Here is a 21,757-nt window from a genome sequence, read left to right as displayed (position 1 = left end):
GGGGAGGAACGGGTCATGAGAGTCAGCGTTTTCGGGCTCGGCTACGTGGGCTGCGTGTCGGCCGCGTGCCTGGCCAGCATGGGTCACGAGGTCATCGGGGTGGATGTGAACCAGGTGAAGGTCGACCTGGTCAACAGCGGCTCGGCGCCGGTGGTCGAGGAGCGGATCGGCGAGCTCGTCGCCGAGGTCGTGCGGACCGGAGCGTTACGCGCCACCGGCGACGTCGGCGAGGCGATCGCGGGCAGCGAGGTGTCGCTGGTCTGCGTGGGCACGCCGTCGGAGCCCAACGGCAGCCTGTGCACGACGTACTTGGAGCGGGTCACCGAGGAGATCGGCGCCGCGCTCGCCGAGCGGGGCGGGCGGCACACGGTCGTGTTCCGCAGCACCATGCTCCCGGGCACCTGCCTGAACCTGCTGGTACCGATCCTGGAGAAGTACGTCGGCGGCACCGCCGGGGTGGACGTCGGGGTCGCGGTCAACCCGGAGTTCCTGCGCGAGGGCACGAGCGTGCGGGACTTCTTCGACCCGCCCAAGACCGTCATCGGCGAGCTCGATGCGGCGAGTGGCGATGCCGTGATGGCGCTGTACGACGGCTTGCCGGGCGAGGTGTTCCGGGTGCCGGTCCCGACGGCCGAGGCGATCAAGTACGCGGACAACGCGTTCCACGGCCTCAAGATCGGCTTCGCGAACGAGCTGGGCGCCGTGTGCCAGGCGCTCGGGGTGGACTCGCACCAGGTGATCGACGTGTTCCTGGCGGACCGCAAGCTGAACATCAGCCCCGCCTACCTGCGGCCCGGCTTCGCCTTCGGTGGCTCCTGCCTGCCCAAGGACCTGCGCAGCCTGGTGCACGCGGCGCAGCGGGCCGACGTCTCGGTGCCCATCCTGTCCCACGTGCTGCCGTCCAATTCCGACCATCTGCAGCGCGCGGTGGAGCTGGTCGAGCGCACCGGCAAGCGCCGGGCCGGCCTGTTCGGGCTGTCCTTCAAGCCCGGCACCGACGACCTCCGCGAGAGCCCGCTCGTCGAGCTGGCGGAGAGGCTCTTCGGCAAGGGGTACGACCTGCGGATCTACGACGCCAATGTGAGCCTGTCCCGGCTGCTCGGCGCGAACCGCGAGTACATCGAGACCCGGCTGCCGCACCTCGCGCAGCTGCTCGCGGATTCCGTCGACGAGGTGCTGGAGCACGCCGAGGTGTGCCTGGTCGGGACCAGGGATCCGGCCGTGCTGTCGGCGCTGCCCCATGGCGGCGGCCCGGTGATCGTCGACCTCATCCACCTTCCCGACGCCGAGGCGCGCCGGGCCGAACCGGGGTACATGGGCCTTGCTTGGTGACACGGCGTTCGGTGGCACATCGTCCGGTGACGCAGCCGGCAGCGACCGGCCGGGCCGGCGCGCGCTGATCCTGGTGGAGAACCTGTCGGTGCCGTTCGACCGGCGGGTGTGGCAGGAGTGCACGACACTGCGCGACGCGGGCTGGGAGGTGCACGTCATCTGTCCCCGGGGGGAGAAACGGGACACGGAGGCGTACGCGGAGATCGACGGGGTGCGCATCCACCGCTACCCGTTGCGCGCGGCCACCGGAGGCCCGGCCGGCTACCTGCGGGAGTACGGAACGGCGCTGTGGCACACGGCCCGGCTGGCCCGCAAGGTCGGCCCGGTCGACGTGGTCCACGCCTGCAACCCGCCCGACCTGCTGTTCCTGCCGGCGCTGTGGCTGAAGCGGCGCGGCGCGCGGTTCGTCTTCGACCAGCACGACCTGGTGCCCGAGCTGTACCTCTCCCGGTTCGGCCGCGGCGAGGACCTGCTCTACCGCGGCGTGTGCGCGCTGGAGCGGCTGACCTACCGGGCCGCGGACGTCGTGCTCGCCACGAACGAGAGCTACCGGGACGTCGCGGTGCGCCGTGGCGGCCGGCGGCCGGCGGACGTGTTCGTGGTACGCAGCGCGCCCGACATCGGCCGGTTCCACCCCGTGGAGCCGGAGCCGGAGTTGAAGCGCGGCAAGCCCCATCTGCTGTGCTACCTCGGCGTCATGGGGCCGCAGGACGGCGTGGACTACGCCTTGCGGGCCCTGGCGAAGCTGCGCGACGAGCTCGGGCGGACCGACTGGCATGCGGTGTTCGTCGGCGGCGGCGACACCTTCGACGCGATGGTGGAGCTGGCCCGGCGGCTCGGGCTCTCGGAGCAGGTGCAGTTCACCGGGCGTGTTCCGGACGCCGACCTGGTGCGCTACCTGTCCACCGCGGACGTGTGCCTCTCCCCCGACCCGCGCAATCCGCTCAACGACGTGTCGACGATGAACAAGGTCCTGGAGTACATGGTGATGGGCCGGCCGATCGTCTCGTTCGACCTGAAGGAGGCGCGCGTCTCCGCCGGTGACGCCGCCGTCTACGCCCCCGCCGACGACGAGGCCGAGTTCGCCGGGCTCATCGCGCTGCTGCTGGACGATCCGGAGAAGCGGGCCCTGATGGGCAAGATCGGCCAGGAGCGGATCAGCGGGCCGCTCTCCTGGCGGAACTCGCAAGCGTCGCTGCTCGCCGCCTACGCCGCTGCCTGCCGTGACCGCGCCCCGGTGCCGGGGGGCGGCCCGGGCCGGGCACGGAGGAGGCCGCGCCGTTGAGCGACGACACGATACGCCTGGTCACGATCGGGCGGATTCTCCGTCGGCGCCGGCGGCTCCTCACCCTCCTCGCCCTGCTGGGAGCGCTCGTCGGCTACGGCGCCTCCGTGCTGTTCCCGCCGCGCTACACGACCTCGGCGTCGGTACTGCTGCCGGGGGCGTGGGAGGAGCGCGAGCTGCTGACCCAGGCGGAGATCGCGACCAGTTCGGCGGTGCTCGACCGCGCGGCCGCCACGCTCGGCTGGACCCGCGTCAGCGGCACCGAGCTGCGGGACCGGGTGAGCGCCGGGACCGCCGACGGGAACATCATCAAGATCTCGGGTACGGCCGACACCCCGGAGCGCGCGCAGCGGCTCTCGGACCAGGTGGCCCAGCAGTTCGTCGCCTTCGCCGCGCGGATCGCGGGCGACAGCGCCGCCGCCGACGCGGCTACGGCGCCCGAGGCACTGCGGCAGAAGGTGGCGGAGACCAACCGCCGCATCACCGACCTGGCCAATGCGGCCGATCCGGGGCGGAACGTGGAGAGCGTGCAGGCCCGCACCGAACTGGAGAAGCTGCGCACCGCGCTGCAGGACGCCATGAAGAAACTGGACGAGGCCGACCCGGCGGCCGGCAAGGCCGGCATGGTCGTCATGGGGCCGGCGGCCCGGCCGACCGGCGAGGCACCGCCGACCAGGATCCAGCTCGTCGCGGCCGGGGCGCTGCTGTTCCTCCTGTGCGCGGTCGTCGGCCATCTGTCCGCCGCACGGGTCGACCGCCGGCTGCGTACCGAGCCGGAGATCGCCGCGGCACTGGGCGGGGCACTGCTGGGTACCGTCGACGTACCTGTGCAGCGGCCCGCGCACCGGCCGCAGGGCCGTGGCGCGCGAGCCCGGCTCCGCCGGCTCCTCGGCGTCGACACCCGGTGGGACGTACCGGCTCCGCGGATGTCCGGCGACGAGGCCGGCAGGCTGATCCGCTACCGGCGGGTGTGCGCCCGCCTCCGGGACCGACTGCCGGCTCCCCGGCGGCTGCTGGTCGTCGTACCGGACGGCGACACGACCGCCGTCCGGGCCGCCGAGCGGCTCGCCGCCGAGGCCGGGAGCGGTCCCCTGCTGCGGGTGGTGGACGTCTCGGTGTCCCGGCCGCTGGTGCCGGACCGCGACACCGAGTCCGGTGCCCTGGTCGTGCTCAGCGCGGGCAGCTGGACCGCGGAGGAGCTCACCGGCATCGCCGGGGCGTGTGCGGACGCGGGGCACGAGGTCGTCGGCGTCGTCGTCGCCACCACGGTCCGGGACCGTCCGACGCCGGCCGCCGGCCGGCCGCCGGCCGAGGCCACGCCGGCGCTCGCGGTACGCGGCCACGCGAGCGGGGGTTCTGTGTGACGACGGGCAAGACTTCGGAGCCGTCGGCCGCCGCTCCGCTCCTCGACCTGCAGGCGCTGGTGGTCGCGGTGCGCAGGCGCCGCCGCCTCTGGTGCACCCTGGCGATCCTGGGGCTGCTGGCCGGCGCGGCGACGGCGGTCCTGCTGCGGCCGCCGCCGACCGCGGTGACCAAGGTGCTGGTCGCGCATCAGGAGGACCAGCCGAACGACACCGGAACGCTGATCCGCACCGACGTGCAGCTGCTGGGGACCACGCGCATCGCGGGCAGGGCCTTGCAGTCCCTCAAGTCCTCCGAGAATCCCGAGGACTTCCTACGGGACTACCGGGGCACCGGCCTGACCAACAACGTCATGCAGATCGATGTGACCGGTGACAGCGACGCGGAAGCGGTGGCCCGGGCCAAGGCACTGGCCGATGCCTTCATCGCGGACCATGTGGAACGGATGCAGGAGGCGGCGAACGCCGAGGCCAAGGCCCTGCTCGACCAGCGCGACCGCATGCGCGACGAGCTCGCCCAGGTCAACAAGGCGATCGGGGAGCGAGCGCCGGGGAACGACCCGAAGGCTTCGGCGAGCACCGAGACGCTCTACGCCCGCCGGGCCGAGCTCGACTCGCGGATCGCCGACTTCGACCAGCGCGCAGCTCAGGCGCGCACCGGCACGCCCCGGATCGTCGCCGGCACGCAGATCGTGGACGCCCCGCGCGCGGTACGGCACTCCCTGCCCAAGGCCGCGGCCACCAACACCGCGATCGGGCTCGTCCTCGGCCTCGTACTCGGGCTCGCACTGGCCGCCGTCAGCACCGTGGTGGCGGACCGCCCCGTGCTGCGCCGGGACATCGCGGCGAACCTGGGCGCCTCGGTCATCGCGGAGCTGCGCCGCACGGCTTTGCGGTCGGCCGGGCCGTGGCGGCGCCGACGGACCCGGGCGGCACGCGAACGGCTCACCGCGACCCTGGCCCGCACCGTGCGCACCGCCGCGGAACCGGTGTCGCTGCTGGAACTGGGCTGTGCGCGCAGCACGGTCGTGATCGCGCTGGACCTCGCCGGGGCACTGGCACCGGACGGGCCGGTGGTGGTCGTCGACGGTCTGCCCGGCCGGCAGCTCACCGACCGCCGCCGGGGGCCGGGAGGCCCGACCGTGGTCAGCGGCAAGGACGCCGCGGACGTGTCGCACGAGGAGCAGCGGTTCGGCGTCGGGTCGGTCGCGCCCGGCACGACGTGGACCGACCTGCCGTACCTCGGTGGCCAGACCGTGCTCGTCGTACGTGCCGGGCACGGCAGCGCCGCGTGGCTGCACACCGTGGCGCGGCAGCTCGCGGACCTGCGCATTCCGGTGATCGGTGTGGTGCTGATCGACCCCGATCCGCGTGACCGGACCGACGGCACGCTGTGGGACGGGCTGCACACCGCGCTGCGCGGGCACGACGAGCGGCTGGCCCGGCAGCACGAGGCCGGCCGGCGACGGACGGAGCGACTGCAGATGTGGGCCGCACGGGTCCCGGACAGCGGCCAGGAGGCACGGTAGAACATGTGTGGCATCGCAGGAACCTACCGGTGGCCGGACGGCAAGGCCGTGACGGACCGGCTCACCGAGACCTTCGCCCACCGGGGTCCGGACGGGGCGGGCCGGTACAGCCACCCCGCCGGTGACGGCGAGGTCCACCTCGGACACCGCCGGCTGGCCATCATCGACCTGTCCGGGACCGGCGCCCAGCCGATGGTCTCGGACGGCCTCGCCCTCTCGTACAACGGCGAGCTGTACAACGCGCCCGAGTTACGCGCCGAACTGGCAGCCGCCGGCGTGCGCTTCCGCGGGACCTCCGACACCGAGGTGCTGCTGGAGGCCTGGCGGCGTTGGGGCACGGACTGCCTGCCCCGGCTGCGCGGCATGTTCGCGTTCGCCGTCTTCGACGAACGGACCGGTGAACTGGTCCTTGCCCGCGACCAGTTGGGCATCAAGCCGCTGTTCCTGCTCCGGCGCGGCGGGGGCCTGGTGTTCGCCTCCGAGCTCAAGGCGCTGGCCGCCGTGACCGGCGGATCGCTGGAGGTGGACCCGGCGGCGCTGGTGGCCTCGCTGCTGTACTACTGGGTGCCGGACTCGCGCTGCGCGTTCCGCGAGGCGGAGAAGCTGCCGCCGGGGAGCTGGCTCAGGTGCCGGCCCGACGGCCGGGTGGAACGCGGCCGGTACTGGAACCTGAAGGACATCGCCGCCGAGGGCCGGGAGCGGGCCAGAAGCGGTGAGCTGCCGGACCTGGCCGCCGTCGTCGAGGAGTCGACCCGGCGCCACATGCTCTCCGACGTCCCCGTGGCGACCTTCCTCTCCGGCGGCCTCGACTCCAGCTACCTGACCGCGCTGGCGGCCCGCCACCGGCCCGGGATCTCCGCCTACACGATCGGGTTCCGTGCCGAGGACGCCAGGTTCGAGGCGATGCCGGACGACCTGCGCTACGCCCGGCAGGTGGCCGGGCGGTTCGGCGTCGACCTGCACGAGATCGAGATCGCCCCGGACGTGCTCGACCTGCTGCCGCGGATGACGTACCACCTGGACGAGCCGATCGGCGACCCCGCCGCGATCAACACGTTCCTGATCTGCTCGGCCGCCCGGGAGGCAGGGGTCAAGGTGTTGCTCTCGGGGATGGGCGCCGACGAGCTGTTCGCCGGCTACCGCAAGCACCTGGCCAACCTGCTCGCGCTGCGCTACCAGCGCATCCCGCGCCCCCTGCGGCGCACGATGTCCGCGGCCGTGGACCGGCTGCCGGTCGCGACGAGCCGCCGGGGGTACCGGTCGGTGCGCTTCGCGAAGCGGTTCCTCTCCTTCGCCGATCTGCCGGAGGAGACCGCGTTCCGGCGCAGCTACACCATGTACGACCGGGACGAGCTGCTCGCCCTGGTCGATCCGGACCTGGCGGGGACGGTCGAGGACGTGCTCACCGAGCACGCGGACGTCTACCGGGACAACGACCTCGACGACTTCGTCAACCGCATGTGCCTGGGCGACGCCCGGATGTTCCTGCCGGGCCTGAACCTCGCGTACACGGACCGGTCGAGCATGGCCGCGTCGACCGAGGTGCGGGTGCCGTACGTGGACGTCGAGGTGGTCAAGGCGGCGTTCGCCGTGCCCGGCGATCGCAAGATCGTCGGGCGGCAGGGCAAGGCCGTCCTGAAGGAGGCGGCCACCTCGATCCTGCCCCGGGAGATCGTCTACCGGCCCAAGGGCCTGTTCAGCGCCCCGCTGCGGGCCTGGATGAGCCGGGATCTGGCACCGCTGGTGCGCGAGGTGGTGCACGACGGCGTACTCGTCCGCTCCGGGTTCCTGCGCCGAGAGGCGCTGGCGCGGCTCGTCGCCGAGGACGCCGCCGGGCATCGCGACTACTCCAAACATCTGTGGCACGTGCTGACCCTCGAGTACTGGTACCGCAGCGCGACCTCCGGGTCCGGCCAGGACTCCCCCGCAACGGCGTAGAGACAAGGACTCCGAGTGAAGCAAGTTGTGCAGAACTACAAGAGTGGCGAGCTGGCGCTGCTCGACGTGCCGGTGCCGGGGTGCAAGCCGGGCGGTGTGCTGGTCCGGAGCGCCTACTCGCTGATCTCCACCGGGACCGAGCTCATGAAGGTGTCCGAGGCCGGCATGTCGATGGTGGGCAAGGCCCGCTCCCGGCCGGACCAGGTGGCCAAGGTCGTGCAGAGCGTGGCGACCAACGGGGTGGGCGCCACCTACCGCAAGGTGATGGGCAAGCTGGACTCCTACACCCCGCTGGGCTACTCGCTGTGCGGGGTGGTCGAGCAGGTCGGCACCGGGATCGACGACGTGAAGGCCGGCGACCTGGTGGCCTGCGCCGGCAACGAGCACGCGCTGCACGCCGAGCTGAACTGGGTGCCGAAGAACCTCTACACCCCGGTGCCGGACGGCCTCGCGGCCCGGCACGCGGCGTTCGGCACCGTCGGGTCGATCGCGTTGCAGGGTGTCCGCCGCGGCGAGCCGCAGCTCGGCGACGTGGCGCTGGTCGTCGGCCTCGGGCTGATCGGGCAGCTGGTGGTACAGCTCCTCGCCGCCTCGGGAGTCCGCGTCGTCGGGGCCGACCCCGACCCGGCGCGCTGCGAGCTCGCCGAGCGCCTGGGCGCTGCGGCCTGCGGCGATCCCGCGTCCGCGGCGGTGGAAGCGGCCGTCGCCGAACTCACCGGCGGCCTGGGCGTGGACCAGGTGTACCTGGCCGCCGGCGGCGGCAGCAACCAGCCCGTCGAGCTGGCCGCCCGGCTGAGCCGGGACCGCGGCCGGGTCGTCGACATCGGCAAGTGCCGCCTGGACCTGCCGTGGAACGCGTACTACGAGAAGGAGCTCGACGTCCGGTTCTCCCGCAGTTACGGCCCCGGGCGCTACGACCCGGAGTACGAGCTGGAGGGACGGGACTACCCGATCGGCTACGTGCGCTGGACCGAGCGCCGCAACCTGGCGTGCTTCCTCGATCTCGTCGCCCGCGGCCGCGTCGACGTGGAGCCGCTGGTCTCCCACATCGCCGACTTCGACGATGCCGTCGAGACGTACCGGCGCCTGAAGGACGGCGAACTGAAGGCCGTGGCCGTGCTGTTCCGCTACCCCGAACACGTGGCAGAGGTAGCGGCCCCGGCAGTGGCCGTGCCCGCGGTGAACGTCAAGCGCGGTCCGGCCCGTGCCCCCAAGTCCTCGGTGCGGCTGGCGTTCGTCGGCGCGGGGAACTACGCGACGTCGATGCTGCTGCCGCACCTGGCACAGCGCGACGGCGTCGAGCTGTCGGCCGTCGTCACCACGACGGCGCTGTCCGCGGCCAACGCTCAGCGTAAGTTCGGCTTCGCCCGGGCGACCACCGATCTCGACGCCGTGCTCGGCGACGAGTCCGTCGACGCGGTGTTCGTGGTCACCCGGCACAGCTCGCACGCCGAACTGACCCGGCGGGCGCTGCTGGCCGGCAAGACGGTGTTCGTGGAGAAGCCCCTGGCCCTCACCGAGGAGGAGCTGGCCGGCGTACTCGCGGCGGTGGAGGAGTCCGGCAACGACCGGCTCCAGGTGGGCTTCAACCGCCGGTTCGCGCCGCTGCTGCGGCAGGCCCGGCAGCGGTTCGGCGCCCGGACCGGTCCGGCGAGCCTGCGCTACCTGGTCAACGCCGGCCGGCTGGACCACGGCAGCTGGTACCTCCGGCAGGGCACCGAGGGCTCGCGGTTCGCCGGCGAGGGCGGGCACTTCATCGACACGGCGAGCTGGCTGCTCGATGCCGACCCGGTCTCGGTGTACGCGGTCGCCACGCCCGGCAACGAGGACCTGCAGGTCGTGCTGCGCTACCCGGACGGGTCCACCGCCACCATCAGCTACGTCACTACCGGCGCGTCCGGCTTCCCCAAGGAGACGCTGGACCTCGTCGCGGACGGCAAGGTGCTGCGGCTGGACGACTTCGTCCGTGCCTCGGTGTTTTCCAATGGCACAGCCGGGAGCAAGCGGTGGGTCAGCTCGCGGCTGCCGCAGGCCCGGGACAAGGGCCAGTCCGCCGAGCTGGCCGCGTTCGTCAAGGCCGTGCGGACCGGCGGGCCGATGCCGGTGCCGCTGGAGTCGCTGGTCGCCACCACGGCGGCCACCCTCGCCGTGCAGGCCGGCCTGGCCGGCGGGGTGCCGGTGCGGCTTGCGAGGACGCGATGATGGTGAACTCGGGGAGTCCGGGCTGGTACCTGCGGCGGCTGTCCCGGATGGGGCCGCGGGAGGTCGGCGGCCGGGTGGGCGACGCGGTGCGCAGGCGGCGGTGGCGGTCGGCGCCGCCGCACTGCCCGGGCGTGACCGGCGCCCGGTTCACCGCGGTCCTGCCCGACCGGGCGATCGCCGCGGTGCCACCGGACGCCGCGAAGCGTCTGGTCGCCGAGGCGGACCGGCTGATGGCCGGGCACGCCGAGTACTTCGGGGTGGACCGCGACGACCTGGCCGACCCGGACTGGTGCTACGACCCGAAGACCGGGCGCCGGGCTCCCTGGGGCTACGCCTTCGACGTGCCGTACCGGGACGAGGACGCGGTCGGGGACATCAAGCAGATCTGGGAGCTGTCCCGGCACCAGTACCTGACCGTGCTCGCCGCCGCGTACGCGGTCACCGGGGACGAGCGGTACGCCGAGCGGGTGGCCGGGCACCTGCGGTCGTGGTGGGCGGCCAACGCGCCGCTGCGCGGGGTGCACTGGACCAGCGGCATCGAGCTGGGCATCCGGCTGCTGTCCTGGGTGTGGATCCGCCGGCTGCTCGACGGCTGGCCGGGCGCGGCCGGGCTGTTCGAGGACAACCCGGTGGCGCGGAACCAGATCTGGCACCACCAGCGCTGGCTGGCCGCCTTCCCCAGCCGGGGGTCGTCGGCGAACAACCACGTCATCGCCGAGGCCGCCGGGCAGTTCGCCGCGGCCTGCGCGTTCGGGTGGTTCCCCGCCTCGGCGCGCTGGCGGGCCGGCGCACTGCGGTCGCTGGAGCGGCAGCTGCGCGCCAACACCTTCCCCTCCGGCCTCAACCGCGAGCTGGCCACCGAGTACCACGGCCTGGTGCTGGAGCTCGGCCTGGCCGCGGTGGCCGAGGCGGACGCCGCCGGCGTGCCGGTCCCCGCGACGATCCGGCTGGTGCTGCTGCGGATGACCGACGCGCTCGCGGCCGTCGTGGACAGCCGGCTGCGGCCGCCGCGCCAGGGGGACGCGGACGACGGGCACGGCCTGGTCGTGGACGGTGCGGGCACCGACCGCTGGGCCTCGTTGCTGTCCACCGGGGACGCCGTGTTCGGCCGGCTCGCCTGGTGGCCGGAGGTGACCGGCACCGATGTACGCACCCCGCTGCTGGCCGCGCTCATCCGGCCCGGCGCACCTGCCGTGACCCGCCCGGCGAGCCGCCCGGCCCACTTCGCCGACGCGGGGACGACCATCCTGCGCGGTACGGGTCCGGGTACGGGTACGGGGACGGGTCCGGGTTCGGGGGAGATCTGGTGCCGCTGCGACGGCGGTCCCCACGGGTTCCTGTCGATCGCCGCGCATGCCCACGCGGACGCCCTGTCCGTGGAGGTACGGCACGACGGGATCGACGTACTGGCCGACCCGGGGACGTACTGCTACCACGGGCAGCCCGAGTGGCGGCAGTACTTCCGGTCGACCCTCGGCCACAACACCCTGCAGCTGGACGGCCGTGACCAGTCCGTCTCCGGCGGCCCGTTCCTGTGGACCCGGCATGCCCGCAGCCGCGTCCTGGTCGCGGACACGTCCGGCGAGGGCGTGGCCCGCTGGTGCGCCGAGCACGACGGATACCAGGGCTCCGTGCACCGCCGCCGGGTGGAGCTGACGGCCGCGAGCCGTGAGCTGCGGGTGGTGGACGAGGTGCGCGGTCCGGGCCGGGCCGTGCGCCTGGCGTTCCACCTCGGCCCGGCGATCGCCGTGGACCTGGTGGGCAACCGGGCACGGCTCACCTGGAGCCGGGACGGCGAGGACCGCTCCGCGGTGCTCGACCTGCCCGGGCAGCTGCGCTGGCAGGCACATCGCGGCGAGACCGACCCGCCGCTGGGCTGGTACTCCGCCGGCTTCGGACGCAAGGAGCCCGCCACCACGCTGGTCGGCACCGGGTTCGCCGACGGCGCGGACGGGTTCACCACCGTACTCAGGTTCCGCGGCTAGGCAGGGGGGAGGCGTGGTGTTCGAGTGGCGGAACCGGGCGTTACCGGCGGCGCCGGTGGCGCTGGTCCTGCTGGCGGCGACCGGCTGTGTGAGCACGCCGGGTGCCCCGGCGGCGAAGCCGGCCGTGGGACCGTCCACGTCCGTGGCCCGGGTGTGCGACAAGCCCGAGCCCGGGCCGGCGAGCGCGCCGGAGGGCGCGGTGACGGTCGACCCCGCGGTGCCCGGTGACCTGGCCGCGAAGACCAGGAACAGCCCCCCGAACACCACGTTCTGGCTCCGCCCGGGTACGCACACGCTGGAGCCGGACCGCTTCGCCCAGGTCGTCCCCAAGGAAGGGGACCGCTACCTCGGTGCGCCGGGCGCGGTGCTCGACGGCCGGAGGACCAACCAGTACGCGTTCGGCGGCACCGCCCGCAACGTCACGGTCCGCCACCTCACCGTGCAGGGGTTCGTCGCCCCGCAGGACGAGGGCGTGGTCAACCACGACTCGGCCGACGGGTGGGTGATCGAGCACGCGACGATCCAGAACAACTCCGGCGCCGGGCTGATGGCCGGTGCCCGCCAGCAGGTCCGCGCCAGTTGCCTGCGCGGCAACGGGCAGTACGGAATGAACGCGTACAAGTCCGGTGCCCCCCTCGGCGGACTGGTGGTCGAGGGCAACGAGATCACGGCCAACAACACCGACGACTGGGAGCGGCGGCAGCAGGGCTGCGGCTGCACCGGAGGCGTCAAGTTCTGGGCCGTCAACGGCGCGGACGTACGCGGCAACTGGGTGCACGGCAACCGCGGAGCCGGGTTGTGGGCGGACACCAACAACAACGACTTCCGCATCGAGAACAACGTGCTGGAGGCCAACGACGGTGCCGCGCTGATCTACGAGACCAGCTACAACGCGGTCATCCGGAACAACACGATCCGGCGGAACAACTGGGTCGAGGGCCGCAAGTACGCCGACCGCGGCGACACCTTCCCGCATCCGACCCTCTACGTGTCCGAGTCCGGCGGCGAACCGCAGGTCCGGGCCCGCACGGACAAGATCGAGATCTACCGGAACGTACTTGAGGACAACTGGTCCGGGATCACCCTGTGGGAGAACGCCGACCGGTTCTGCAACAGCCCGGCCAACACCTCGTCCGGCGACTGCACGCTGCTGGTGCCGCGCGCCGACCGCTGCGCGCGGCCGGCGATCGCCGCCGCACCGCTCTACACCGACTGCCGGTGGAAGACCCAGCGTGTGGACATCCACGACAACCGCTTCGTGCTGGACACGTCCGTCGTCGACTGCACGGCGAAGTGCGACCGCATGGCGGTGCTGGCCAACTACGGCACCTTCCCGGACTGGTCGCCGTACCACGGCGAACGGGTGGCCGAGGCGATCACCCTGGAGCAGCACAACCGCTGGCACGACAACGCCTACGTCGGACCGTGGAAGTTCGTCGCCCACGACCCGAGCCGGGTGCTCGACTTCGGGCAGTGGCAGGGCATGCCGTACCAGCAGGACGCGGGCAGCACCTTCGCCCCACCGGCGGGTGGTTGAGATGGGGACACCGAGGACCGTCGGCATCGTCTGGGGACTGCTGATCCTCAACACGCTCGGCTCCGCCGGCGCACAGACCATCGTCCCGTTGCCCCGCTCCCTGATCCAGATGGTCACCATGGGCGCGCTGGTCGCCGCGTTCACGCTGGCGCTCGTACTCAATCTCCGGCTGCGCATCCAGGCCGGCGCCTATCTGTTCCTGCTCACCCTGCTGCTGGTGTCGAGCGTGATCTCCAGCGCGCGCCTGGAGTCCGGGTTCGGCGCGCTGTTCCGGTGCGTCCGGCTGGCCCTCTTCGTCGGCACGCTGTGGCTGCTCAGCCGCTGGTGGGACGGCGGCCCGACGTTCGTACGGCACCACATCCGGATGTACTTCGCGGTGCTCGGGTCGGTGGCCGTCGGCCTGGCGGTCTCACCGGGCGCGGCCATGCCCGATCTCTACGGCGGGCGGCTGGTCGGCGCGTTGTGGCCGCTCACGCCGCCGCAGATCGGACAGTACGCCGCGGTGATCACCGGGCTCACCGTGCTGCTCGTACTGGGCCGCCGGACCGACCGGGCCGGCGCGGCGGTGGTCATCGCGGCGTCGTCCGTCCTGCTCGCGCTGACCCATACCCGGACGGCCACGCTCGGGCTGTTCATCGGGCTGGCGCTGGCGATCGGCTCGCTCGTCCTGACCAGCGCCGCCGCCCGCCGGTTCTTCACCTGGGCGGTGCTGTGCGCCGCGGTGGCCGCGGTGGTGTTCGGCCCCGCGCTACGGACGTGGTTCCTGCGCGGACAGAGCCAGGAGAACTTCTCCAGCCTCACCGGCCGCGCCAAGGTCTGGGACGCCCTGCTGGCGGTGCCCCGCACGGCCTCGGAGCAGTTGTTCGGCGTGGGCCTGGGCGACAAGTCCTTCGGCGGGCTGCCGATCGACAACAGCTGGCTGGCCGTCTACCACGAGCAGGGTCTGACCGGCATCGCCTTGGTGGCGGCGTTCATCCTCGTGCTGGGCGGTGTCGCGCTGCTGCGGCCGCCGTCGCTGTCGAGGGCCTGCGCGATCTTCCTGATCAGCTACTGCGCGATCGCGTCGTACACCGAGGCCGGGCTGGGCGACGCCTCGCCGTACCTGCTGCACCTGGCCGTCGCCGCCTCGCTGCTGACGACGCCTGCCGCGGCCACTGCCCTCTCCACGCCCGAGATCCCTCGGCAACGCGTCCCGCGATGGGCCCGCAGATCGGAGGTGACGTGAGCATGCACGTCCTCGTGGTGCACAACCGCTACAACTCGGCGCAGCCGAGCGGGGAGAACAAGGTCGTCGACCAGGAGGTGGAGCTGCTGCGCGCGGCGGGCCACCGGGTCGAGGTGTTCGAGCGGCGCAGCGACGACATCGCCGCCCTGTCCCTGCCGGCCAAGGCCGCGGTGCCACTGCTGGTGCCATGGAACCCGGCTGTCCGCGCGGAGCTCACCGCCCGGCTGCGCACCGAGCGGCCGGACGTGGTGCACGTCCACAACGTCTTCCCGCTCCTGTCGCCCGCGGTGCTGGCCGCCTGCGCCGACGCCGACGTGCCGGCCGTCGCCACGCTGCACAACTACACCCAGATCTGCCCGCCCGGCACGCTGCAGCGGGACGGCCGGCCGTGCACCGAGTGCGTCGGGGCGGCGCCGCTGCCCGCCGTCCGGCACGGCTGCTACCGGGGCTCCCGGCTGGCGACGGTGCCGCTCGCGGTGAGCCTGTCGGTCAACCGGCGGCGGTGGTGGTCGGGCGTGGAGCGGTTCTTCTGCATCTCCGCGGCGCAGCGCGACGTGCTGGTACGGGCCGGCATGCCGGCCGAACGGCTGGCGGTGAAGCACAACTTCGTGCCCGAACCGGGCGTCCGACGGACGGGGGACGGCGAGCATCTGCTCTACCTCGGCCGGCTCGCCGAGGCCAAGGGCGTACGGCTGCTCATGGCCGCCTGGGACGAGCTGGCCGCGAGCGGCGGTGTGGGCGTGCCGCTCGTGGTCGCCGGCGCGGGACCGCTGGAAGCAGAGGTGACCGCCTGGGCGGCGGGCCGCGACGACGTGCGCTACGTCGGCCTGTACGACCCGGCCCAGTGCGTGCAGGCCATCGCACGGTCGGTCGCCGTGGTGGCTCCCTCGACGTGGCTGGAGGCGTTCGGCCTGGTGGTCGTGGAGGCGATGGCGGCCGGGGTCCCGACCGTCGCCGCCGGCCACGGCGCCTTCGTCGAACTCGTCGAGGACGGGGTGACCGGGCTGCTGCACCGGCCGGGCGATCCCGGCTCGCTGGTGTCCTGCATCCGCCGGATCACGGCCGAGCCGGACCGCAACCGGGAGATGGGGCTGGCGGCCCGGCGCCGTTACGAGCAGGGGTTCAGCCCGGCCGTCGGGCTGGAGCGCCTGGTGGAGGGGTACCGCGCCGCGATCGCGGTGCGGTCCGGCGGCGGGGACGGCCCGCCGCCGGTAGGGGACGAGAACACTGGCTCGCGGCGGGAGCACCGGCGCGAGCGGGATGGGGGCAGTAGATGACACGATGCCGACTCTGCGGCGGGGCGGCGCTGGCGAGCGTCGCCGATCTGGGGGCGACCCCGCCGTGCGAGAGCTTTCTCGCCGCGGACCAACTGGACCGGCCGGAGCCGGCGTACCCGCTGCACCTGCGGGTCTGCACGGACTGCTGGCTCGCGCAGATCCCGCCGCTGATCAAGCCGGAGGAGACGTTCACGGAGTACGCGTACTTCTCCTCGTACTCGACGTCCTGGGTGGAGCACGCGCGGACGTTCGTCGACGGCGCCGTACAGCGGGTGGGCCTCGGCCGCGACGCCTTCGTGGTCGAGGTCGCGAGCAACGACGGGTACCTGCTGAAGCACGTGGTCGACCGGGGGATCCGCTGCCTCGGCATCGAGCCGTCGGTGAACGTCGGCGCCGCGGCGCGGAAGGCGGGTGTGCCGACGCTCACGGAGTTCCTGGACCCGGCCACCGGCTCGGCCGTCCGCGCCGAGCACGGCCCGGCCGACCTGGTCGTGGCCAACAACGTGTACGCGCACATCCCCGACGTGGTCGGGTTCACCCGGGGGCTGCGCGCCCTGGTCGCCGACGACGGCTGGGTCTCCGTCGAGGTGCAGCACCTGCTGACGCTGATCGAGGGGAACCAGTACGACACGATCTACCACGAGCACTTCCAGTACTACACGGTCGCGTCGGCGATCCGGGCGCTGGCGAGCGGTGGACTCGCGCTCGTGGACGTGGAGTTGCTGCCCACGCACGGCGGCTCCGTCCGGCTGTGGGCCCGGCCGGCGGAGGCGGCCGGCGAGCCGTCCCAGAGGGTGGCCGAGGTGCTGGACCGGGAGAGGGCCGCCGGGCTGCAGGACCTGTCCGGGTACACCGAGTTCTCCGCCCGGATCGCGAAGGTGCGCCGGGACCTGCTGCGGTTCCTCATCGAGGCGGCCGAGCGCGGCGAGACGGTCGTCGGCTACGGCGCTCCGGGCAAGGGCAACACCCTGCTCAACCACTGCGGCATCCGGCCCGACCTGCTCCGCTACACGGTCGACCGCAACCCGTACAAGCACGGCAGGTTCACCCCCGGCACCCGCATCCCGATCCTGCCGCCCGAGCAGATCGCCGCCGACCGGCCGGACTACGTGCTCGTCCTGCCGTGGAACCTGCGGGCCGAGCTGGTCGGGCAGCTGGCGTTCGTGCACGAGTGGGGCGGCCGGCTGGTCTTCCCCATCCCGGAACTGAGCATTGTCGAGGTCTCGCGATGAAGGTCGTACTGTTCTGCGGCGGTTACGGGATGCGCATGCGCAACGGAGCCGCCGACGACGTGCCCAAGCCGATGGCGATGGTCGGTCCCCGGCCCCTGATCTGGCACGTCATGCGCTACTACGCGCATTTCGGGCACAAGGAGTTCATCCTGTGCCTCGGTTACGGGGCCCACCACATCAAGGACTTCTTCCTCAACTACGAGGAGACGACGTCCAACGACTTCGTGCTGCGCGAGGGCCGCACCGAGTTGCTGTCCACCGACATCGCCGACTGGACGATCACGTTCGCGCAGACCGGCATCGAGTCCCCGATCGGGGAGCGGCTGCGCCGGGTGCGGCATCACCTGGACGGCGACGAGATGTTCCTCGCCAACTACGCCGACGTGCTCACCGACGCCCCGCTGCCGGAGATGATCGACCGGTTCGCCCGGCGCGACGCCGGTGCGTCGATGATGGTGGTGCCGCCGCAGCAGTCGTTCCACTGCGTGGACCTGGGCGAGGACGGCCTGGTGGGGGGCATCACCGCGGTGAGCGAACTGCCGCTGTGGGAGAACGGCGGCTACTTCGTGCTCCGCCAGGAGGTCTTCGACCACATACCCGAGGGCGGGGACCTGGTCGCCGACGGATGTGCCGGGCTGGCCAAGCGCGGCCGGCTGGTGGCGCACCGGCACCGCGGTTTCTGGAAGCCGACCGACACCGTGAAGGAGCGGGCCGCGCTCGACGCGGCCTACGCCCAGGGCGACCGCCCGTGGGCCGTGTGGGAACGGGACGGCGCGGGGTCGGGCGCGACCGGCGGCCGGGGCGGCACCGCGGTGGTGACCGCGTGATCCGGCTCGGGGCCGGGCGCCTGGACCGGATCGTCGCGGTGGGGGCGCACTGCGACGACATCGCCATCGGGGCCGGCGGCACGCTGCTGACGCTGTGCCTCGCGCGGCCGGGGGTCCGGATCGACGCGCTGGTGCTCTCCGGCGGCGGCAGCGACCGGGAACAGGAGGAGCGGGCCGCGCTCGCCGCCTTCTGCCCGGGCGCCGACCTGCGGCTGACCGTTCTCAAACTGCCGGACGGCCGGCTGCCCGCGCACTGGGAGGAAGCCAAGTCCGCGGTCGAGGAACTGCGCGGGAGGACCGAGCCGGACCTGGTCCTCGCCCCGCGTACCGAGGACGCCCACCAGGACCACCGCGGCCTGGCGCAGCTGCTGCCCACCGCCTTCCGCGACCACCTCGTACTCGGCTACGAGATCGTCAAGTGGGACGGCGATCTCGGCCGTCCGACGGCGTACGTGCCGCTGTCGCCGGAGATCGCCGAACAGAAGGTGCGGCTGCTGCAGGAGCACTACCCCTCGCAGCGGCACCGGCCCTGGTACGACCGGGAGGCCTTCCTCGGCCTGGCCCGGATCCGCGGCATCGAATGCCACGCGCGCTACGCCGAGGCGTTCGCCGTCACCAAACTCACTCTCGACCTGGGGGAATGAACCTTGCGCGTACTGCTGACCGGACACCAGGGCTACCTGGGCACCGTGATGGCCCCGGTCCTCACGGCCGCCGGGCACGAGGTCGTCGGTCTCGACTCCGGACTGTTCGCCGACTGCGTCCTCGGCCCGCAGCCCGCGGACCCGCCGGGGCACCGGGTGGACCTGCGTGACGTCACGGCCGACCACGTGGCCGGGGTGGACGCCGTGATCCACCTGGGCGCGCTCTCCAACGACCCGCTCGGATCGCTGGCGCCGGAGCTCACCTACGACATCAACCACCACGCCTCCGTGCGGCTGGCCCGACTGGCCCGCGACGCCGGAGTGCGGCGCTTCCTGTACGCGTCGACCTGCTCGGTGTACGGCGCCGCCGGCGGGGACGACCTGGTGACCGAGGACGCCCCGCTGCGCCCGGTGACCCCGTACGCGGAGTCCAAGGTGCGGGTGGAGGACGACCTGCACGCGCTGGCCGACGGCGACTTCACCCCGGTGTACATGCGCAACGCCACCGCCTTCGGTTTCTCGCCCCGGCTGCGCGCCGACATCGTGCTGAACAACCTGGTGGGCCACGCCTTCCTGTCCGGCGAGGTCCTCGTGCTCTCCGACGGCACCCCCTGGCGCCCGCTGGTGCACGCCGCCGACATCGCCCGGGCGTTCGCGGCCGCGCTGACCGCGCCGCGCGAGGCGGTGCACGACCGGTCGTTCAACATCGGCAGCGAGGTCAACAACGTCACGGTCGCCGAGATCGCCGAGCAGGTCGCCGAGGCGGTGTCCGGCTCGAAGGTGCGGATCACCGGGGAGACCGGTGCCGATCCGCGGTCGTACCGGGTGGACTTCTCCCGGTTCCGCGCCGCGGTCCCCGGCTTCGACTGCGAGTGGACGGTGGAGCAGGGCGCGCACGAACTCGCCGACGCCTACCGCAAACACGGGCTGACCCGGGAGGACTTCGAGCAGCGCTTCACCCGCCTCGCCGTGCTGCGCGCGGCGTCCGGGACCGGTGCCGTCGACGACGCCCTGCGGTGGCGCCGATGACATCGGCCGGCGAGGAGATGCACGCGCTGGTGGAGCGGTTGTACCCGCTGTGCCGGAGCATCACCGGCGACGGTGTGCGCGCCACCCTGGAGATCGTCGGCGAGTACCTCCCGCTGGAGGTGCACGAGGTGCCGACCGGGACCCAGGTGCTCGACTGGACGGTGCCGCAGGAGTGGAACATCCGGGACGCGTACATCGCCGACGCCGCCGGCCACCGGGTCGTCGACTTCGCCGCGTCCAGCCTGCACGTGCTCGGCTACAGCGTGCCGGTGTCGGCGACCATGCCGCTGGCCGAGCTACGCGACCACCTGCACACCCTGCCCGACCACCCGGGCTGGGTCCCGTACCGCACCAGCTACTACGAGCCGGAATGGGGGTTCTGCCTGTCCCAGGAGACCCTGGACGCGCTGCCGGACGGCGACTACGAGGTGCGCATCGACTCCACGCTGGCGGACGGCCACCTCACGTACGCCGAGCACGTCGTCCCCGGGCAGGTCGCCGACGAGGTGATCGTCTCCTGCCACGTCTGCCACCCGTCGCTGGCCAACGACAACCTGGCCGGCATCGCGGTGGCGACGTTCCTGGCCCGGGCACTGGCCGGGGAAACGCCGTACTACACCTACCGGTTCCTGTTCGCGCCCGGCACCATCGGGGCGATCACCTGGCTGGCCCGCAACGCGGAGCGGATCGAGCAGGTCAAGCACGGGCTGGTGCTGGCCTGCGCCGGCGACCGGGGCCGGCTGACGTACAAGCAGAGCAGGCGCGGCGACGCGGAGATCGACCGGGTGCTGCGGCACGTGCTGGCCGCGTCCGAACGCCCGCACCACATCACGGAGTTCACCCCGTACGGCTACGACGAGCGGCAGTTCTGCTCGCCCGGGTTCGATCTCGGCGTGGGCTCGCTCAGCCGGACCCCGTACGCCGGCTACCCCGAATACCACACCTCGGCGGACGACCCGGACTTCGTCACCCCCGAGGCGATGGCGGACACCCTCGCGGTCTGCCGCGAGGCGTTCTCCGTGCTGGACCGCAACCGGCGGTACGTCAACCTCAGCCCGTACGGCGAACCACAGCTGGGCCGGCGCGGGTTGTACGACTCGCTCGGCGGCCGCAGCGACGCCAAGCAGGCCCAGATGGCCATGCTCTGGGTGCTCAGCCTCTCCGACGGCGAGCACGCTCTGCTGGACGTCGCCGAGCGCTCCGGGCTGCCGTTCGACACCGTCGCCGCCGCGGCCGGTGCCCTGCACGGCGCGGGGCTGATCAAGGCGTGACGCCGATGACCACCGAGGGGAGGAAGACGGGCACCAGGACGCGGGCCGGGTCCGCAGGACGGGCGCTGGCCGGCCGGCTGTCCTGGGGCCTGGCCGACCAGGCGGCCTCCAGCATGAGCAACTTCGTGGTGGGCCTGTACGTGGCCCGCTCGCTGGGGCTGTCCGCGTTCGGCGTGTTCAGCCTCGCCTGGGTGACGTACGGCGTGGTGCTCAACGTGTCCCGCGGGCTGGCCACCGATCCGCTCGTGGTGCGCTTCAGCGGCGTGCCCGAGGCGTCCTGGCGCGGGGCGGTGGCGCGGTCGACGGGCACCGCGCTCGGCGTGGGCACGGCCGTCGGGGGGGCCTGCCTGGTGGCCGGGCTCGGTCTCGGCGGCCAGGTGGGCACGGCGTTCGTCTGCCTCGGCGTCACGCTGCCCGGGCTGCTGCTCCAGGACGCCTGGCGGTTCTCGTTCTTCGCCGCCGGTGCCGGACGGAAGGCGTTCGTCAACGACGTGGTGTGGAGCGTCGCGCTCGTCCCGGCCATGATCCTGGCTGCCGGCGTCGGCAGCGTGGCCGCCTTCGTGCTCGCCTGGGGCGCCTCCGCCGCGGTGGCGGCCGGTTACGGGTGCGTCCAGTCCGGCATCGGGCCCCGGCCGGCCGGGGCCCGCGCCTGGCTGCGCGAGCAGCGCGACCTCGGCTACCGCTACCTGGTCGAGAACGTCAGCCTCGGCGGCGCGAGCCAGCTGCGGGCGTACGGCCTCGGCGCGATCGCCGGCGTCGGCGCGGTGGGCGCGGTCCGGGGCGCCGAGCTCCTGCTCGGCCCGTTCCTCGCCGTGCTGATGGGCCTCTCGCTGGTCACCGTCCCGGAGGCGGCACGGGTGCTGCGGCGGGCCCCGCACCGCCTCGGCGCGTTCTGCCTCCTGCTGGGCGGCGGACAGGCCGTCGGCGCGCTGCTCTGGGGCGGGGCGCTGCTGCTCGTACCGGACCGGGCCGGCGCGTTCGTGCTCGGCGGCGTCTGGCACTCCGCCTCCCAGCTCGTCGTGCCGGTCACCCTCGGCGTCGCGGGCGCCGGCCTCGGCACCGGCGCGGCGGCCGGGCTGCGCG

Annotated in this window: 16 protein-coding genes; all 16 read left to right on the top strand. The window is 73.1% G+C overall.

All coding sequences use genetic code 11. The annotated features are described in order from the left end of the window. The first annotated feature begins 15 nt into the window (after window positions 1-15). Window positions 16-1,332, top strand: coding sequence for a nucleotide sugar dehydrogenase (locus tag GPJ59_RS05445; RefSeq protein ID WP_219665225.1), 1,317 nt, complete (start codon window positions 16-18; stop codon window positions 1,330-1,332). Then, window positions 1,322-2,617, top strand: a complete 1,296-nt coding sequence (locus GPJ59_RS05440) for a glycosyltransferase family 4 protein (RefSeq protein WP_219665224.1) — start codon at window positions 1,322-1,324, stop codon at window positions 2,615-2,617. Before GPJ59_RS05445 ends, GPJ59_RS05440 begins: the two co-directional genes overlap by 11 nt. Continuing rightward, window positions 2,614-3,981 carry a Wzz/FepE/Etk N-terminal domain-containing protein gene (locus GPJ59_RS05435; protein ID WP_219665223.1) on the top strand — a complete coding sequence of 456 codons (1,368 nt, stop codon included), beginning with the start codon at window positions 2,614-2,616 and terminating at the stop codon, window positions 3,979-3,981. The genes GPJ59_RS05440 and GPJ59_RS05435 overlap by 4 nt, the downstream gene beginning before the upstream one ends. Next, a complete protein-coding gene (locus tag GPJ59_RS05430) occupies window positions 3,978-5,507 on the top strand; it encodes a Wzz/FepE/Etk N-terminal domain-containing protein (RefSeq protein ID WP_219665222.1) in 1,530 nt (509 codons plus the stop codon). The genes GPJ59_RS05435 and GPJ59_RS05430 overlap by 4 nt, the downstream gene beginning before the upstream one ends. Before the next feature lie 3 nt (window positions 5,508-5,510). Next, the gene (asnB, locus tag GPJ59_RS05425) at window positions 5,511-7,445 is read left to right on the top strand and encodes an asparagine synthase (glutamine-hydrolyzing) (protein WP_219665221.1); all 1,935 of its coding nucleotides are present in this window, start codon (window positions 5,511-5,513) and stop codon (window positions 7,443-7,445) included. 15 nt (window positions 7,446-7,460) lie between these two features. After that, the gene (locus GPJ59_RS05420; RefSeq protein WP_219665220.1) at window positions 7,461-9,647 is read left to right on the top strand and encodes a bi-domain-containing oxidoreductase; all 2,187 of its coding nucleotides are present in this window, start codon (window positions 7,461-7,463) and stop codon (window positions 9,645-9,647) included. Beyond that, window positions 9,644-11,632, top strand: coding sequence for a heparinase II/III family protein (locus GPJ59_RS05415; protein WP_219665219.1), 1,989 nt, complete (start codon window positions 9,644-9,646; stop codon window positions 11,630-11,632). Before GPJ59_RS05420 ends, GPJ59_RS05415 begins: the two co-directional genes overlap by 4 nt. Window positions 11,633-11,648: 16 nt before the next feature. After that, window positions 11,649-13,169 (top strand): right-handed parallel beta-helix repeat-containing protein, encoded by a 1,521-nt coding sequence (locus GPJ59_RS05410; protein ID WP_374200787.1) that lies wholly within the window; start codon window positions 11,649-11,651, stop codon window positions 13,167-13,169. Between the two features lies 1 nt (window position 13,170). Next, window positions 13,171-14,394, top strand: coding sequence for an O-antigen ligase domain-containing protein (locus GPJ59_RS05405; protein WP_219665217.1), 1,224 nt, complete (start codon window positions 13,171-13,173; stop codon window positions 14,392-14,394). 2 nt (window positions 14,395-14,396) lie between these two features. Further along, window positions 14,397-15,671: a glycosyltransferase gene (locus GPJ59_RS05400; RefSeq protein WP_219665239.1), complete on the top strand. Its 1,275-nt coding sequence runs from the start codon at window positions 14,397-14,399 to the stop codon at window positions 15,669-15,671. Then, complete coding sequence (locus GPJ59_RS05395; RefSeq protein ID WP_219665216.1) at window positions 15,668-16,903, top strand: class I SAM-dependent methyltransferase; 1,236 nt, start codon at window positions 15,668-15,670, stop codon at window positions 16,901-16,903. The genes GPJ59_RS05400 and GPJ59_RS05395 overlap by 4 nt, the downstream gene beginning before the upstream one ends. Beyond that, the gene (locus GPJ59_RS05390) at window positions 16,900-17,730 is read left to right on the top strand and encodes a glucose-1-phosphate cytidylyltransferase (RefSeq protein ID WP_219665215.1); all 831 of its coding nucleotides are present in this window, start codon (window positions 16,900-16,902) and stop codon (window positions 17,728-17,730) included. The genes GPJ59_RS05395 and GPJ59_RS05390 overlap by 4 nt, the downstream gene beginning before the upstream one ends. Further along, a complete protein-coding gene (locus tag GPJ59_RS05385; RefSeq protein ID WP_219665214.1) occupies window positions 17,727-18,374 on the top strand; it encodes a PIG-L deacetylase family protein in 648 nt (215 codons plus the stop codon). Before GPJ59_RS05390 ends, GPJ59_RS05385 begins: the two co-directional genes overlap by 4 nt. A 3-nt stretch (window positions 18,375-18,377) precedes the next feature. Continuing rightward, window positions 18,378-19,403 carry an NAD-dependent epimerase/dehydratase family protein gene (locus tag GPJ59_RS05380; protein WP_219665213.1) on the top strand — a complete coding sequence of 342 codons (1,026 nt, stop codon included), beginning with the start codon at window positions 18,378-18,380 and terminating at the stop codon, window positions 19,401-19,403. Next, the gene (locus GPJ59_RS05375; RefSeq protein ID WP_258023915.1) at window positions 19,400-20,674 is read left to right on the top strand and encodes a DUF4910 domain-containing protein; all 1,275 of its coding nucleotides are present in this window, start codon (window positions 19,400-19,402) and stop codon (window positions 20,672-20,674) included. Before GPJ59_RS05380 ends, GPJ59_RS05375 begins: the two co-directional genes overlap by 4 nt. A gap of 5 nt (window positions 20,675-20,679) precedes the next feature. Next, window positions 20,680-21,757, top strand: a 1,078-nt coding sequence (locus GPJ59_RS05370; RefSeq protein ID WP_219665211.1) for a hypothetical protein, incomplete at its 3' end; no start/stop codon positions are given.

The sequence above is a fragment of the Streptomyces bambusae genome, assembly GCF_019400985.1.
GTDB classification, from domain to species: domain Bacteria; phylum Actinomycetota; class Actinomycetes; order Streptomycetales; family Streptomycetaceae; genus Streptomyces; species Streptomyces bambusae_A.
This window is presented reverse-complemented; position numbering and strand designations above follow the sequence as displayed.

Bases quoted from the DNA above. Each gene is read 5' to 3' on its own strand.
- GPJ59_RS05445 (WP_219665225.1), top strand. From the start codon at position 16: ATGAGAGTCAGCGTTTTCGGGCTCGGCTACGTGGGCTGCGTGTCGGCC.
- asnB (WP_219665221.1), top strand. From the start codon at position 5,511: ATGTGTGGCATCGCAGGAACCTACCGGTGGCCGGACGGCAAGGCCGTG.
- GPJ59_RS05415 (WP_219665219.1), top strand. From the start codon at position 9,644: ATGATGGTGAACTCGGGGAGTCCGGGCTGGTACCTGCGGCGGCTGTCC.
- GPJ59_RS05405 (WP_219665217.1), top strand. From the start codon at position 13,171: ATGGGGACACCGAGGACCGTCGGCATCGTCTGGGGACTGCTGATCCTC.
- GPJ59_RS05400 (WP_219665239.1), top strand. From the start codon at position 14,397: ATGCACGTCCTCGTGGTGCACAACCGCTACAACTCGGCGCAGCCGAGC.
- GPJ59_RS05395 (WP_219665216.1), top strand. From the start codon at position 15,668: ATGACACGATGCCGACTCTGCGGCGGGGCGGCGCTGGCGAGCGTCGCC.
- GPJ59_RS05390 (WP_219665215.1), top strand. From the start codon at position 16,900: ATGAAGGTCGTACTGTTCTGCGGCGGTTACGGGATGCGCATGCGCAAC.
- GPJ59_RS05375 (WP_258023915.1), top strand. From the start codon at position 19,400: ATGACATCGGCCGGCGAGGAGATGCACGCGCTGGTGGAGCGGTTGTAC.